General features: G+C 68.9%; 13 protein-coding genes. 11 read left to right on the forward strand and 2 right to left on the reverse strand.

What is annotated here, in order from left to right; translation table 11 throughout:
* Genes CNE_RS18965 through CNE_RS18995 form a run of 7 tightly spaced genes read left to right on the forward strand, consistent with a single transcriptional unit; the run spans position 1 to position 7,606 of the window.
* The gene (locus CNE_RS18965; RefSeq protein WP_013951886.1) at positions 1 to 1,317 is read left to right on the forward strand and encodes a CpaF family protein; all 1,317 of its coding nucleotides are present in this window, start codon (positions 1 to 3) and stop codon (positions 1,315 to 1,317) included.
* Positions 1,310 to 2,236 (forward strand): type II secretion system F family protein, encoded by a 927-nt coding sequence (locus tag CNE_RS18970; protein ID WP_013951887.1) that lies wholly within the window; start codon positions 1,310 to 1,312, stop codon positions 2,234 to 2,236. The genes CNE_RS18965 and CNE_RS18970 overlap by 8 nt, the downstream gene beginning before the upstream one ends.
* Positions 2,237 to 2,267: 31 nt before the next feature.
* Positions 2,268 to 3,314, forward strand: a complete 1,047-nt coding sequence (locus CNE_RS18975) for a type II secretion system F family protein (protein ID WP_013951888.1) — start codon at positions 2,268 to 2,270, stop codon at positions 3,312 to 3,314.
* Positions 3,311 to 4,174, forward strand: coding sequence for a tetratricopeptide repeat protein (locus CNE_RS18980; protein ID WP_013951889.1), 864 nt, complete (start codon positions 3,311 to 3,313; stop codon positions 4,172 to 4,174). Before CNE_RS18975 ends, CNE_RS18980 begins: the two co-directional genes overlap by 4 nt.
* On the forward strand, positions 4,171 to 4,518 hold the full coding sequence (locus tag CNE_RS18985) for a DUF3613 domain-containing protein (protein WP_013951890.1): 348 nt from the start codon (positions 4,171 to 4,173) through the stop codon (positions 4,516 to 4,518). Before CNE_RS18980 ends, CNE_RS18985 begins: the two co-directional genes overlap by 4 nt.
* The gene (locus CNE_RS18990; protein ID WP_013951891.1) at positions 4,515 to 6,203 is read left to right on the forward strand and encodes a TadG family pilus assembly protein; all 1,689 of its coding nucleotides are present in this window, start codon (positions 4,515 to 4,517) and stop codon (positions 6,201 to 6,203) included. The genes CNE_RS18985 and CNE_RS18990 overlap by 4 nt, the downstream gene beginning before the upstream one ends.
* A gap of 38 nt (positions 6,204 to 6,241) precedes the next feature.
* Positions 6,242 to 7,606 (forward strand): sigma 54-interacting transcriptional regulator, encoded by a 1,365-nt coding sequence (locus CNE_RS18995; protein ID WP_011616405.1) that lies wholly within the window; start codon positions 6,242 to 6,244, stop codon positions 7,604 to 7,606.
* Between the two features lie 15 nt (positions 7,607 to 7,621).
* Here the strand turns inward: CNE_RS18995 and CNE_RS19000 are convergent, their stop codons facing one another.
* Complete coding sequence (locus CNE_RS19000; protein WP_013951892.1) at positions 7,622 to 7,978, reverse strand: YgiW/YdeI family stress tolerance OB fold protein; 357 nt, start codon at positions 7,976 to 7,978, stop codon at positions 7,622 to 7,624.
* 138 nt (positions 7,979 to 8,116) lie between these two features.
* Between CNE_RS19000 and CNE_RS19005 the strand changes: the two genes are divergently transcribed.
* Complete coding sequence (locus tag CNE_RS19005; RefSeq protein ID WP_013951893.1) at positions 8,117 to 9,265, forward strand: exonuclease SbcCD subunit D; 1,149 nt, start codon at positions 8,117 to 8,119, stop codon at positions 9,263 to 9,265.
* The gene (locus CNE_RS19010; RefSeq protein ID WP_013951894.1) at positions 9,262 to 12,324 is read left to right on the forward strand and encodes an AAA family ATPase; all 3,063 of its coding nucleotides are present in this window, start codon (positions 9,262 to 9,264) and stop codon (positions 12,322 to 12,324) included. The genes CNE_RS19005 and CNE_RS19010 overlap by 4 nt, the downstream gene beginning before the upstream one ends.
* A gap of 18 nt (positions 12,325 to 12,342) precedes the next feature.
* Here CNE_RS19010 and CNE_RS19015 read toward each other — a convergent pair whose 3' ends face one another.
* Entirely contained in the window at positions 12,343 to 12,600 is a 258-nt protein-coding gene (locus CNE_RS19015) for a hypothetical protein (protein WP_013951895.1), read from the reverse strand.
* A 482-nt stretch (positions 12,601 to 13,082) separates the two neighbouring features.
* Between CNE_RS19015 and CNE_RS19020 the strand changes: the two genes are divergently transcribed.
* Both CNE_RS19020 and CNE_RS19025 read left to right on the forward strand, forming a co-directional pair.
* Positions 13,083 to 13,745 carry a 3-oxoacid CoA-transferase subunit A gene (locus CNE_RS19020; RefSeq protein ID WP_041228515.1) on the forward strand — a complete coding sequence of 221 codons (663 nt, stop codon included), beginning with the start codon at positions 13,083 to 13,085 and terminating at the stop codon, positions 13,743 to 13,745.
* Positions 13,746 to 13,767: 22 nt separating this feature from the next.
* Positions 13,768 to 14,409, forward strand: coding sequence for a 3-oxoacid CoA-transferase subunit B (locus tag CNE_RS19025; RefSeq protein WP_013951897.1), 642 nt, complete (start codon positions 13,768 to 13,770; stop codon positions 14,407 to 14,409).
* Positions 14,410 to 14,443: the final 34 nt, after the last annotated feature.

The following is a 14,443-nucleotide window of genomic DNA, read 5'->3' on the forward strand; positions in this document are numbered from 1 at the left end:
ATGACGCAAGCGATTGAATTCTCCGACAATACCCCCGCACCGTTCCCGGTCTCGCAGGAATTCCAGAACATCAAGGAAGCGGCGCACGAGCACCTGCTGACCCGCATCGAAGAGCTTGGCGCGGAGTTCGGCCGCTGGTCGCGCACCGCGATCCAGCGCTTTGTCGACCTGGAGCTAGAGAGCTTTACCCGGTTGCGCCGCATCCCCATCAACGAGGCCGAGCTGCGCCAGATTGCCGAGGCGCTGACCAAGGAGCTGGCCGGCTTCGGGCCGATCGAAGACCTGCTCAACGACCCCGCGGTGGAAGACATCCTGGTCAACGGCCACCTTGACGTCTACGTGTCGCGCCACGGCGTGCTGGAGCGCATCCCGGTGCGCTTTACCGACAGCGGCCACCTGCTGCGCATCGTGCGCCGCATCCTGGCGCCGATCGGCAGGCGGCTGGATGAGTCCAACCCGATGGTCGATGCGCGCCTGCCCGACGGCGGCCGCATCAACGTGGTGATCCCGCCGCTGGCGCTGGAAGGCCCGGTGGTGTCGATCCGCAAGTTCCGCAAGGACCCGATGACGCCTGCTGACCTGCAGGCGCTGGGCACCATGAGCCCCGAGATCTGCGACCTGCTGCAGGCCGCGGTGCAGGCGCGCTGCAATATCCTGGTGAGTGGCGGCACCAGCTCGGGCAAGACTTCGCTGCTCAACGCGCTGGCCACCTTCGTGCCGACCACCGAGCGCGTCATCACCATCGAGGACACCGCCGAGCTGGCGCTGAACCACCCGCACGTGGTGCGGCTGGAAAGCCGTCCCGGCGGCTTCGAGGGCACCGGCGCGGTGTCGATCCGCGACCTGCTGCGCAACAGCCTGCGCATGCGTCCGGACCGCATCATCGTGGGTGAAGTGCGCGGCGGCGAGGTGCTGGAAATGCTGCAGGCGATGAGCACCGGCCACGACGGCTCGATGGGCACCATCCACGCCAGCAGCCCGCGCGAATGCCTGTACCGGCTGGAGATGCTGGCCGGTTTTGCCGGCTTCCAGGGCAGCGAGGCGAGCCTGCGCCGGCAGATCGCCAACGCCATCGACTTCATCGTGCAGATCGCGCGGCTTTCCAACGGCAAGCGCCGCATCGTCTCGATCACCGAGATCACCGGGCTGGGCGACAACATCATCTCCACCCAGGAGCTGTACCGCCACGAGCCCTTCATGAACCCGGACGGCACCGAGACCGACCGCTGGCTCTCGCTCGGCCTGCTGCCGCACTCGCCCAAGCTGGCGCGCATGCGCGGACAGGGCTTCATGCTGGACGATCGCTTCGATGTCTAGCGCCACGCTGCTGCTCGCCGCCATGGCCCTGGTCATCACCGGCCTGGGCCTGCTGCTGCTGGCCAGCGCGCAGGCGCGTGCACGCCGCGAGCAGCAGCAGGCCTTCCTGCAGGCGCAGACCGAGCAGGTGCGCCTGCGCTATGCGCAGGCGCCGGATCCGGCGCTGCAAGCGCCCGCGCGCGACCTGCGCCGCCGCTGGGACGACTTTCTGCGGCGTGCCGACCTGGCGCCGACGCGACGCACCGCCATCGTCTGGATCACGCCGGTGGTGCTGTGCACGCTGGCCGGCGCCGTGGCGGGGCAATGGCTGGGCGCGGTGTCGGCCCTCATCGTGGCGCTGGCCGTGGCGGCGTTCGCGGCATGGAACCGCGTGCGCCGCCTGCACAAGAAGCTGCTGTCGCAACTGCCCGGGTTCCTGGACGGCGTGGTGCGGCTGATGACGATCGGCAGCAGCGTGCCGGCGGCGTTCCAGAACTCCATCGCCAATACCGAGGCGCCGCTGCGCCAATGCCTGGTGCAGGCCATACACCTGCAGCGCGCCGGCAAGGAGCTGGACCAGGCGGTGCTGCAGGTCGGGCGCGTGTACAAGGTCGAGGAACTGGTGCTGGTGGCTTCCGTGCTGCGCCTATCAGTGCGCTACGGCGGCCGCGCCGATGTGGTGATGGAGCGCACCGCCGCCTTTATGCGCGACCGCGAACAGGCCCAGCGCGAGCTGATGGCGCTGTCGGCCGAGACCCGGCTGTCGGCGTGGATCCTGGGGCTGCTGCCGCTGGTGGTGGCCGGCGGCCTGTTCATGCTGAACGCGGGCTACATCATGATGATGTGGAAGGATCCCACCGGCAAATCGATGCTGCTGTCGGCCCTGGCGCTGGAAATTGCCGGGGCGTTCATGCTGTACCGGCTGGCCAAGTCGATCTGAGCGGCATGCCAGCACGCAGACAAGAGCCAACATGGACCGCCTGACACTGATTTCGCTCAGCCTGCTGGTCGCCGCTTGCGGCGTGGGCGTACTGACGCTGCCGCTGTTGCGCGACTGGCGCCAGCGCCGGCTGGCGGCGCGCACCATCGACGGCGCGCTGGCCCGGCAGCGCGCGGCAGAAGCTGCCCAGGCCGCGCACGCCGCGCAGGCCGCAGCCCCCGCTGCGCCTGGCGCCCAGGCTGCGGCAAAGGCCGGTGCCGCAGCGCCGCAGGGCAGGGGCGGGGCGGCCACAGCGATTGGGGTGCAACTGGGCGCGCGCGTGGGCGAGCGCATCAGCGCTCACTGGCTGGATTCGCGCCTTGGGCGCGCGGTGGTGACGCCGGAAGACCAGCAGTTGCTGGAGCAATGCGGCTGGTACGGGCCGCAGTCGCGCATGCTGTTCGGCGTGCTGCGGCTGGGGTTGCCGTTGGCGCTGGCGCTGGCTGCCATGCTCTGGCAGGTGGGCGCGGGCGCCTTCGCCATCGTTGCGTGGGGCTTCGGCACGTTTGCGCTGGCCTACCTGGCCCCCAAGTGGCACCTGCGCCGCCGTGCCGCGGCCCGCCTGCGCATGGTCGATGACGAGCTGCCGGTGCTGATCGACATGCTGCGCCTGCTGCAGGGCGTGGGCCTGTCGATCGACCAGAGCCTGCAGGTGATCGTGGCCGAGTTCGGCAGCATGCTGCGCGTGCTGGGGCCGGAGCTGGCACGCGCGAATCAGCAGTTTGCCTCGGGACGCTCGCGCGAACAGACGCTCTTGCGCATCGGCCGGCTGTTCGACAGTGAAGACCTGAAGAGCCTGATCACGCTGCTGACGCAGGTCGACAAGCACGGCGGCGCGGTGCAGGAGCCGCTGCGCCAGTTCGGCCTGCGCATGCAGGAGGCGCGCAAATCGCGCATGAAGGACGAGATCGGCCGGCTCACGGTCAAGATGACTGCGGTGATGGTGGTAAGCCTGCTGCCGGTGCTGCTGATCCTGACCGCGGGCCCCGGCTTTCTAGGGGTGATCCGCATGCTGGCACATATGGGAGGGACGCGATGACGCGCTCAGTCGGTCCGGCGCTGGGCCGGATCTCCAAAACGGCGGCATGCCTGCTGCTGGCGGCGCTGTCCGGCTGCGCCGCCAATCAGAACGGCGCCGCGGCCATGCATGAGCAGGCGGAGGCCCAGGTGGAACTGGCCAAGCTGCGCGACAAGACCGCTCGCGCCGAATACAGCGAGCAGGCGGTCTACCTGGGCCTGATCCGCAAGATGCAGCAGGACGGACTTTACTTCGCCTCGCTGGCGCATATCGAGGTCTACGTGAAGCGCTTCGGCGCCGGCCCGGAGATCCAGGCCATGCGCGCCGATGCGCTGCGTGAGACCGGGCAGGACAAGGCTGCCACCGATGCTTACCAGCAACTTGCAGCGACGTCGCAGGGCGAACAGGCCGCGCATGCGCACCACGGGCTCGGCCTGCTGGCGGGGCGCCAGGATGACTTTGCGCGCGCCGTCACCGAGCTGCGCCAGGCCGCCGCGCTCGACCCCGTCAATCCGCGCATCTCCGGCGACCTGGGCTACGCACTGATGCGTGCCGGCGCGCTGCAGGACGCGCGCGTGCCGGTGATGCAGGCGCTGGAACTGGACGCGCACAATCCGCGTGTGATCAGCAACGCCGTGGTGTGGCTGATGGCCGACGGCAAGCGCGCGCAGGCCAACGCCATGATGCAGAAGGCCGCACTGCCCGAAGCCACGCGCAGCGCCATCCGCAAGGAAGCCGACCGCATCGCCCGCGCCACCGCGGCGCGCGACCGCGCAGCGGCCCGTCCTGCGCCGGCAGTGCGGGCGCCATCGAAACCCGCCACGACCGCACCGGCCACCTCGGTGGCGGCCGTGGCCGCAACAGCAGGGGCTACCCCATGACCGCCATATTCCGCATTGCCATCCCTGCGCTCTGCCTGCTGATGCTGGCGCTCGCCGCGCAGGCGCAGACCGACCGTGCCACGACCGAAGCCGCCACCACCGGCATGCCGGCAGGCAGCCCCGCACAACGCGAGATCGGCGCCGACACGCGTGCCATCCTCGCCATCCAGCGCGAAGGCACGCAGGCCGGCCCCATGCTGCCGATGCACGGCGAGCAGGCGGCGCTGGGCTATGAGCGCTACATGAACAGCTTCCGCTTCGCGCTGCCGGAGTTCTACACGGGGCAGGCCAACGCCAGCACCGCGCGCTCCGGCTCCGCTGGCCAGATGCTGGGCGGCAAATGAGCTTGCGCCAGCCGCGGCTGCGCCGGGCACCTCGATCCGCGCGCGGCGCCATCAGTGTGATGGCGGCGCTGCTGATCGCCACCGTGGCGATCGCCGCGCTGGTGTCGATCGACGTGGGGCATGTGTTCATGCGCCAGCGGCAGTTGCAGAACATGGTGGACCTGGCCGCGATGTCGGCGGCGCAGCAGCTCAAGCGGGCGGATAGCGCGGCGAATCTCAACGCCGCTGTGCTGGGTACGGTCAGAAATATCGGTGCGAAGAACGGGTATCCGTCGGGCATTGCCATGGGTTGCGGCGATGCCACCGGTGGCAGCGCGGATGCCATGACTGCCTGCCTTGGCGTGTGGGATCCGGCGAGCGGCGGGCCCAGGCATTTCAGCGCTGCCTACAATCCGGCCCAGGTGTCGCCCAATGCCGTGCGCGTTCAGGCCACGCAGACTGTGCCGATCCTGTTCGTGATCAATGGGGGGGGCGGCCGGCAACTGTTTGCGGAATCGATTGCCAGTGGCAGTCCGCCGGTGGCGGCGTTTTCGCTGGCTACTGGGTTGCTGGACGTCTCCACTGCCAACAGCATGCTGAGTGTGTTGCTGGGCAATACGGTGAGCTTGTCGTTGGTGGACTGGCAGGGACTGGTCAATACCAACGTGACGCTGGACCAGTTGCGGCTCAAAGCGGATGTCGGCACGGTGGACCAGCTGCTGAATACTTCATTGAACCTGCGTGATTTCTACGCGCTGGTGCTTGGCGCCGCTGGCCGCGACGCGCTGCTGACGACGATGCTGGGCAGCCCGCCAACCGCGCTTGGGGCCAGCGGGGCGGCGGCTACGGTGTCACTGGCCAGGCTGCTTGATCTGGGTGTGATGGCGCCTGCGGCATCGTCGGCGGTGGAGGTGGGCCTGAACGTGGCGCAGTTGCTGCTGGCCTCCGCGCAGGTGGCGCGAGGGGATACGGCAGTTGCCCTGCCGCTGAACATACCCAAGCTCCCGCTTGGCCTGGGGGGCATCAGCGCCAACCTGCGCGTCATCGAGCCGCCGGTGACGGCGGCGGGTCCGGCGCGACAGCTCTCCAGCAACCCTGACACCTGGCAGACGACCGCAAGCGCGTCCCAGGTAAAACTGACCCTGATGCTCCAGATCACCGCCAATATCCTGAAACCGGTACTGGACGCCAACTTGAACGTGCCGCTCTATCTCGATGTGGCCAACGCCACCGCCGACCTGACCAAGCTGCAATGCGCGGCAAATCCTGGGGACCGCCGTGCCACGATGCACGTCAAGAGCGGTCTCGTCACGGCGTGCCTCACCGATGGCTGCACAAGTAGCGATGTGGTGCTCGGCCAGGCTAAGCTGGGGCTGTTCGACATTGCGGACGTGATTGCCACGGACGTCCCACGCTATGGCAGCACGGCTGGCCAGGAGGTCACGCTGGCACCGGGCGGGCATGCGCAAGTTGGTACTGCCGATCCGTTTGGCGGGTTGTTCTCCCAAGTGCTGGCCCTGAAGGTGCGGACCAAGCTGCTGGGGATCCTTAGCGTGCCCATCGATCTCGGCCCGCTACTCGCGCCGGTCGGGGCAGCGCTCGACGCGCTGGTCCCGCCGCTGCTCAACAGCCTCGGCATCCAGCTAGGCACCGCCGACCTCTGGGTCCACAGCATCGACTGCAACAATGCCGAACTGGTGTACTGAGCCATGATCGCGCCAAACCGCCTGATGGCAGAAATCGAATGAAGACAGACCGCTGGGCCTACGAAAACCTTGAAGTCTACGTGTGGGAAGGCAAGTACGAGATTGCCGACCGCGTCACGCGTTTCCTGGCGCCGCTGGGCGTGGACGTGATCCGCGCCGGCGCGCTCGAAGCCTTGCCCGCCGAGCCGCGCCTGAAGCCCTGCATCGCGGTGATCAGCGTGTCGGTGATTGGCGCGGCGCGCTTCTCGCTGGACTGGGAGGCCGCGCACGGCATGCCGGTGATCTGGGTGGCCGGCCCGGGCCGCGAGGCCGATCCCGGACGCTTTCCGCCGGAGTACGCGCATATCCTTGCCGATGACTTCACCGGCGCCGACCTGCGCAGCCAGATCGGCAAGCTGCTGCCGCAACTGCTGGCCACGGACGCGCCGGGCGAGCGCGAGGCCGACCTCGTGGCCGGTTCTCCGGCGATGCGCCAGCTGCTGCAGCATGTGGAAACCTTTGCCGACTTCGGCAGCAACGTGATGCTGTATGGCGAAACCGGTGCGGGCAAGGAACGCATCGCGCGCCTGTTTCATGAGCGCAACGGCACCTACGGAAAGGGGCCGTTCGTCGCGGTCAACTGCGGCGCGATCCCTGACGGCTTGTTCGAGTCGCAGTTCTTCGGCCATGCCAAGGGCGCGTTCACCGGCGCCTCATTCGCGCACCGTGGCTATTTCGAGCAGGCCAACGGCGGCACGCTGTTTCTCGATGAAATCGGTGACCTGCCGCTGTTCCAGCAGGTCAAGCTGCTGCGCGTGCTCGAAGAGAACGTGATCACCCGGCTTGGCTCGACCCTGGCGGTCAAGCTGGATTTCCGGCTGGTGGCGGCAACCAACAAGGACCTGCGCGACGCGGTGCGGCAGGGGCGCTTCCGCGCCGACCTGTTCTTCCGCCTGGCGGTGATCGAGATGCGCATCCCCAGCCTGGAAGAGCGTGGCCAGGCCGACAAGGTGGCGCTGCTGCAGTCGTTCCTGCGCCATATGCTGGGGGAATCCGGCTTCGACGCATTGCCGCCGATGCCGGACTGGCTCAAGGGCGCGGTCGGCACCGCCTATTTCACCGGCAATGTGCGCGAGCTGCGCAACCTGGCCGAGCGTGTGGGCATCACCGTTCAGCAGACCGGGCACTGGGACGAAGAGCGCATCCGGCCGCTGTTCCGCTCGCTGCATCCGGGTGCGTTCGATGGCGGCGAGCGCAACGACCTGCGTGCCGATACGGAAGAACGCCGCCGCATCCTGGCCGCGCTCGATGCCAATGGCTGGCGGCGGCAGGACACGGCGGCAAGCCTGGGCATCAGCCGCAAGGTGCTGTGGGAAAAGATGCGCAAGTACCAGATCGCCGACAGCGAGGCCGAGCCGGTGTGAGCGCGCGCATTCGCCTCACTGCAGGCGGATCTCCTTCACGTCGAAGTGCGATTCGCCAATCAGCTCCTTGTCGTACTCGCCGACCAGTTCCACCGTGGTCTGCGCATCCACCGGCTTCTGTGCCGGCCAGAGCCTGGCCTTGACTTTCACCTTCATCTGGCCGGTGCCGTCCGAGAACAGGTAGTGCTCGTGGCCGACGTTGCTGACGATCTTGCCGCGCAGCATGGCATGCTGGTCGTCCTTGCCTTCCGCCTGCAGCGCCTTGACGGTCATCGCCGGGATGGCCGACGGGCCGGTGTACTGGGCGCTGGCGCCGGTGGCGGCCAGGCCCAGGGCGAGCGTCAGGGCAGTGGCGGTCAAAATGCGTTTCATGAGCGTTCTCCGTTAGCTTCAATCTGGGGGCGACTGCATGCATGATGCACGCGTCCGCCTGAACCATTGCTGAACGGGTGGTCAGGTCGCGACGCATTATGATGCGGGTTTCGCCCTTTTCATCCACCGGATCCCGGATTGCGTTTCCTTCACACCGCCGACTGGCATCTCGGCCGGCTCTTCCATGCGCGCAGCCTGCTGGAAGACCAGGCCCATATCCTCGACCAGTTTGTCGAACTGGTCCGCACCGAACGCCCCGACGCCGTGCTGATCGCCGGCGACGTCTACGACCGCGCCGTGCCGCCGCCCGAGGCGGTGGCATTGCTCGACGACGTGCTGGGCCGCATCGTCATCGACACCGGCGTGCCGGTGGTGATGATCGCGGGCAACCACGACAGCGCGCAGCGGCTGGAATTCGGCGCGCGGCTGATGCGGGCCCAGGGCCTGCACGTGGCCGGCCGCACGCTGGCCGAGGCTGCCTGCGTGACGCTGCACGATGCCCACGGCGAGGTGCGCATCTACGCGCTGCCGTATGCGGAGCCGGCGGTGGTGCGCGATGCCATGGGCACCGACCTGCCATCGCATGAAGCCGCGCTGCGCGCGCAGCTCGATGCCATCCGCGCGGTGCATCCGCCGGGCGTGCGTGCCGTGGTGGTGGGCCACGCCTTCGTGGTGGGCGGCGCGGCAAGCGAATCGGAACGGCCGCTGTCGGTGGGCGGCAGCGGCGCGGTGGCCGCGGACCTGTTCGCCGGCTTCGACCTGGTGGCATTGGGTCACCTGCACCGGCCGCAGACGCTGGGCGGCGGGCGCGTCCACTATGCGGGCTCGCTGCTGAAGTACTCGCTGTCAGAGTGCGCGCACGACAAATCAGTGTCGAGTATCGAGCTGGGCGCGGACGGTGCCGTCACCATCACGCCAGTGGCGCTGCAGGCGCTGCGCGACGTGCGCGTGGTGGAAGGCGAACTGGCGCAAGTGCTGGCAGCGGGGGCCGATGACCCGCAACGCGATGACTATATCCATGCGCGGCTCACCGATACCGGCGCACTGCTGGACCCGATGGCCAGGCTGCGGCAGGTCTATCCCAATGCGCTCGCGATCGAGCGGACTGTGCTGGCGCGCACCGGCACGGCCTCGGAGGCCGGACGCAAGCTGCGGCAGCTGGGAACCGGCGAGCTCTTTGCCAACTTCTTCCGCGAAGTGGCGGATGCCGAGCTGGAACCGGACCAGCGTGCCGTGCTCGACCAGGTGCTGACCGGGATCGCCGCCGCGGACAGGGAGTCGGCATGAGACCGCTGCATTTGACGCTGCAGGCCTTCGGCCCCTTTGCCGCGACCGAGCAGGTTGATTTCACGCGGCTGGGCGAGCAGGCCTTCGTGCTGATCCACGGCCCCACCGGTGCGGGCAAGACCACGCTGCTCGACGCGATCTGCTTTGCGCTGTACGGCGATACCTCCGGCGGCGAGCGCAGTGCGCAGGCCATGCGCAGCGCCAACGCCGCGCCGGCGCTGCGCACCGAGGTGACGCTGGAGTTCAGCCTGGGCGCGCAGCGCTGGCGCGTGGCGCGCTCGCCCGTGCAGGAGCGGCCCAAGCAGCGCGGCGAGGGCTGGGTGACCGAGCCGGCCAGGGCGCAGCTGGACCTGCATGACGGCAACGACTGGGTCAGCAAGGCCAGCCAGCCCGCCAGGGTCAGCGATGCGGTGCGCGACTTGCTGGGCTTCGACAGTGCGCAGTTCCGCCAGGTGATCGTGCTGCCGCAGGGGCGCTTCCGTGAATTGCTGACTGCCAGCTCGCAGGCGCGCCAGGCCATTCTGGAGCGCCTGTTCCGCACCGAGCTGTACCGGCGCGTGGAAGAGCTGCTGAAGGCCGAGGCCGCCGGCATCCGCCGCGATGCCGAGCGCATCGCCATCCAGCGCGACGAAGCGCTGCGCCAAGTTGGCGTGGAATCGGCGCAGGCGCTGGCCGAGGGAATCGAGGCATTGCAGGCCGAGTTGCAGGCGCTGCAAGGGCAGGAACAGGGCGCGCGCGCCACGCTGGCCACAGCGCAGGCGGCGTTGGGTGCCGGCGAGCAGGTGGCGGCGCGATTGCAGGAACGCCAGCTGGCGCAGGCCGCGCACGCGGCGCTGCTGGCGCGCCAGCCAGCCATGGAGGATGAGCGCGCGCGCCTGCACGCCGCCCAGCGCGCTGCGCGTGTCAGGCCGGCCCTACAGGCATGGCAAGCCGCGCAGCGCGACCAGGCCGCCAGCGCCGTTGCCTTGACGCGGGCCGGCGAGCAGGCGGCCCGCGCCGCGCAACAGGCCACGCAGGCGGCTGCCGCATTGCAGGCCGAAACGGCACGCGCCGAAGCGCGCCAGTCCGCGCAGCGGCGGGTTTCGCAGCTGGCAGACATGCTGCCGCGCGCACAGCAGCTGGGTGCGCAGCTGGCCGCGCTGCAGGCGGCCGAAGCCAGGCAGGTGGCAGCCGCCACCGCGCGCGAACGCGCCGCCGCACAGCTTGCCACGCGGCAAGCCGATGCCGTTGCCGCGGAGTCCGCGCTGGCGCAAGGCCAGATTGCCGCAGCGCAGGCACAGGCCACGGCGTTGCAGCTGGCCGCATTGCAGGAACGCGCGCGGCAGCTTGACCGTCATCAGCAAGCTGCCCGGGCGCTGGATGTCGCGAACGCACAGGCGGCCACTGCCGCCGCTGCCGAACAGCTGGCCCTGCGCCAGCGAGAGCAGTGCCGCGCCGCACTGGCCGAAGCGGAAGCCGCGTGGCGCGCCGGACAGGCCGCGCGGCTGGCTGCAACCCTGGCAGCGGGCGATGCCTGCCCGGTCTGCGGCAGCACTGCGCACCCGGCACCGGCGCAGCATGTGGCGGCGCCGCTGTCGGACCAGGCGCTGGAGCAGGCCCGCCACGCCGCGCTCGAGGCCGAATCCCATGCGGTGCGCAGCGCCGGCCAGCACCAGGCGGCACAAGCCGCCATTGCCCAGGCGCGCGAGCGGCTGGACGAACTGGCGCAGGCGCTGGGCGAGGTCGGCGACGAGTCCGCCCGCAAACTGAAGGCGGAGATCACTGCGCTGGAAGCGGCATTGGCCGAAGGCCGGCAAGCAGCGGCAAGCCTTGCGCAATGCGAAGTCGCCATTGTCAGTTGCCGAACGGCGCTCGCAGCGGCGGAAGCCGCCAGCCGCGATGCCGCCGCCGCCGCCGAGGCCGCTGCCCAGGCGCTGGCCCACTGCCGTGGCGAATGGCAGGCCGCCAGCGCGCAGGTCCCTGAGGATTCACGCGACCCCGTGGCGCTGGGCGAGGCCCTGCGCCAGGCGCAGGCCATGCTCGCCGCGCTGGAACAGGCGCTGGCCGCTGCGCAGGCGGCCGAGCGCCAGGCTGCGGCGGACGCAGCAGGGGCCCAGGCCGGACTGGTTTCGGCACAGCAGGCACAGGCGCAGGCGGCCCACCGCCTGGCCGAGGCCGAATCCGCGCTTGCGCAGGCGCTCGCGCAACAAGGCTTTGCCAATGAGCCGGCCCACGCCGCCGCCTGTCTTGGCGACGATGCCATGCAGGCGCTCGACGCGACGCTGCGCGCCTTCGATACCCAACTGGCCACAGCCGCCGACCGGCGCGAACGCGCCGAGGCCGCCGCGCAAACGCTGGACGCGCCGGACCTGGACGGCCTGCGCGCAGCGCGGGATGCGTCGACAGCCGCGGTGGAAGCCCTGGTCCGGCAACAGGCCGAGCGCGGCCGTTCGCGCGACACGCTGCTGCAGTGCCAGCTGCGCCTGCAGCAGCTCGATGCGCAAGGGCGCGACATCGAGGCACGCTACGCGGTGCTGGGCCGGCTGGCCGAAGTCGCCAACGGCAATAACCCGCGCCGCATGACGTTCCAGCGCTTCGTGCTGGCCACGCTGCTCGATGAGGTGCTGGAAGCCGCGTCCGCGCGTTTGCTGGCGATGAGCCGCGGCCGTTATGTGCTGCAGCGCGTGCGCGAGCAGGCCGACCAGCGCAGTGCAGGCGGACTGGATATCGAAGTGTTCGACCACGATACCGGCGCGGCGCGGCCGGCCAATACGCTGTCAGGTGGCGAGGGCTTTCTCGCGTCGTTGTCGCTGGCGCTGGGCCTGGCCGACGTGGTGCAGTCGCGCGCGGGCGGCATCCAGCTCGATACGCTGTTTGTCGACGAAGGCTTTGGCACGCTCGATCCCGAGAGCCTGGACTTCGCCATCCGTACGCTGCTGGACCTGCAGCAGGCAGGGCGGCTGGTCGGTATCATTTCGCACGTCACCGAGCTGCGTGAGCGCATCGACGTGCGGTTGGAGGTGCGCCCTGGGGTTGGCGGCAGCCGGGTACTGTTGACGGGTGTGGCGACACCCGCGTAGTGCGGCGTGACTTCCCCGTCAGGCGACGAATACCTGGCGGCAACGAATCGCCATCACTTGCGCTTCAAACGCGCGGGCGGCTGCCCGCGCCAGGCGCGCACGGCGTGACAGCGGCGGCGGGCGGGATGGCATGTCGGTGCCTGCCGGGGCAGGCACGGGGGATTGCAGTCGATCCTTGCGGGGTTTCAGTCCCCACGCCTGCTGCGTGACATGCAGGATGCGCGCAAGCGCCGCTGCATGGGGCGTGGATGTAAACGGGACGTGGACGGTGGCCATGATCGGGCTCCTCGTTCTTGTTTGTTGCCAGGCTGCCCTGCTCAGCCGGGTGGTCCGGTGGCTGCTGTGCGGGTCTTGCCTTGCCTGATTCCACAATAGCCCGCGCGGCCCCCGGGCCATATCGAGTGCGAGCCGATTGTGATGTCGGCCCCTTCCTACATACGGGGCGTGCCCGTCACCCGCGCGCGCTTATCGCACAATCTGGTTGGCCGACCGCCCGGTCGGCTTGACCGTCGTCGACGCGCAGGTGTAACCTGTTCATTCTGCGAATTCAAGTTCGTATATCGAACAAATCGGTTAACGAACAACCGGTCCACACCACAAAGGCCACACGCAGACTGCTGGACTCGTTCAAATGGGTAGCGCCCCGCCGCCCGCCGCGACGAAACTCCTTCCGGCAGGATTACCGGAGACAGCCTTTCATGCGCCGCGTCTTGCGGCCCGCTCCGGTAGCCTGGCGGATCTTCCGACCTGGAACGCAAGTGATCAACAAGCTATACGACACGGTGGAAGCGGCAGTCGCCGGCATCCACGACGGCGCCACCATCCTGATTGGCGGCTTTGGCCTTGCAGGCATGCCTGCGGAACTGATCGACGCGCTGATCGAGCAGGGCGCGCGAGACCTCACCATCGTCAACAACAACGCCGGCAACGGCGACACCGGGCTGGCCGCGCTGCTCAAGACCAAGCGCGTGCGCAAGATCGTCTGCTCGTTCCCGCGCCAGGCGGATTCGTACGTCTTCGATTCGCTCTACCACGCGGGCGAGATCGAGCTGGAACTGGTGCCCCAGGGCAACCTGGCCGAACGCATCCGCGCCGCCGGTGCCGGCATCGGCGGCTTCTTCACGCGCACCGCGTACGGCACGCCGCTGGCCGAAGGCAAGGAAACGCGCATCATCGACGGCCAGGGCTATGTGTTCGAAACCCCGATCCACGCCGACTTCGCGCTGATCAAGGCTGACACGGCCGACCGCTGGGGCAACCTTACCTACCGCAAGACCGCGCGCAACTTCGGCCCGATCATGGCGATGGCCGCCAATTGCGCCATCGTGCAGGTCAGCCGCGTGGTCGAGCTGGGCGAGATGGACCCCGAACACATCGTGACGCCGGGCCTCTTCGTCAAGCGCGTCGTCAAGGTCGCCTGAGCGCGAACACAGGAGAAACAGCATGCAACGCCTGACCCGCGATCAGATGGCCGCCCGCGTGGCCAAAGACATTCCCGAAGGTGCCGTGGTCAACCTCGGCATCGGCCTGCCGACGCTTGTCGGCAACCACCTGCCCGCAGACAAGGAAATCCTGCTGCACAGCGAGAACGGCCTGCTCGGCATGGGCTCCGCGCCCGCGCCGGGTGAGGAAGACGGCGACCTGATCAACGCCGGCAAGCAGCCGGTGACGATCAAGCCGGGCGGTTCCTACTTCCACCACGCCGATTCGTTTGCGATGATGCGTGGCGGCCACCTCGACTTCTGCGTGCTGGGCGCGTTCCAGGTATCGGAGAAGGGCGACCTGGCCAACTGGCACACCGGCGCGCCCGGCGCCATCCCCGCCGTGGGCGGCGCGATGGACCTGGCCATTGGCGCCAAGCAAGTGTTCGTGATGATGGAGCACCAGACCAAGCAGGGCGAGAGCAAGATCGTGCCGCAGTGCACCTATCCGCTGACCGGCATCGGCTGCGTGACCCGCATCTACACTGACCTTGCGACCATCGACGTGACCGCCGACGGGCTGGTCGCGCGCGACCTGGTCGAAGGGCTGAGCTTCGATGAACTGCAGCGCATTACCGGCGTTCCCCTGAAGCTGGCCGCCTGAGCGCCGGCATCACCACACACCAAAACGAGAGAGA

It is taken from the genome of Cupriavidus necator N-1 (assembly GCF_000219215.1).
Taxonomy (GTDB): Bacteria; Pseudomonadota; Gammaproteobacteria; order Burkholderiales; family Burkholderiaceae; genus Cupriavidus; species Cupriavidus necator.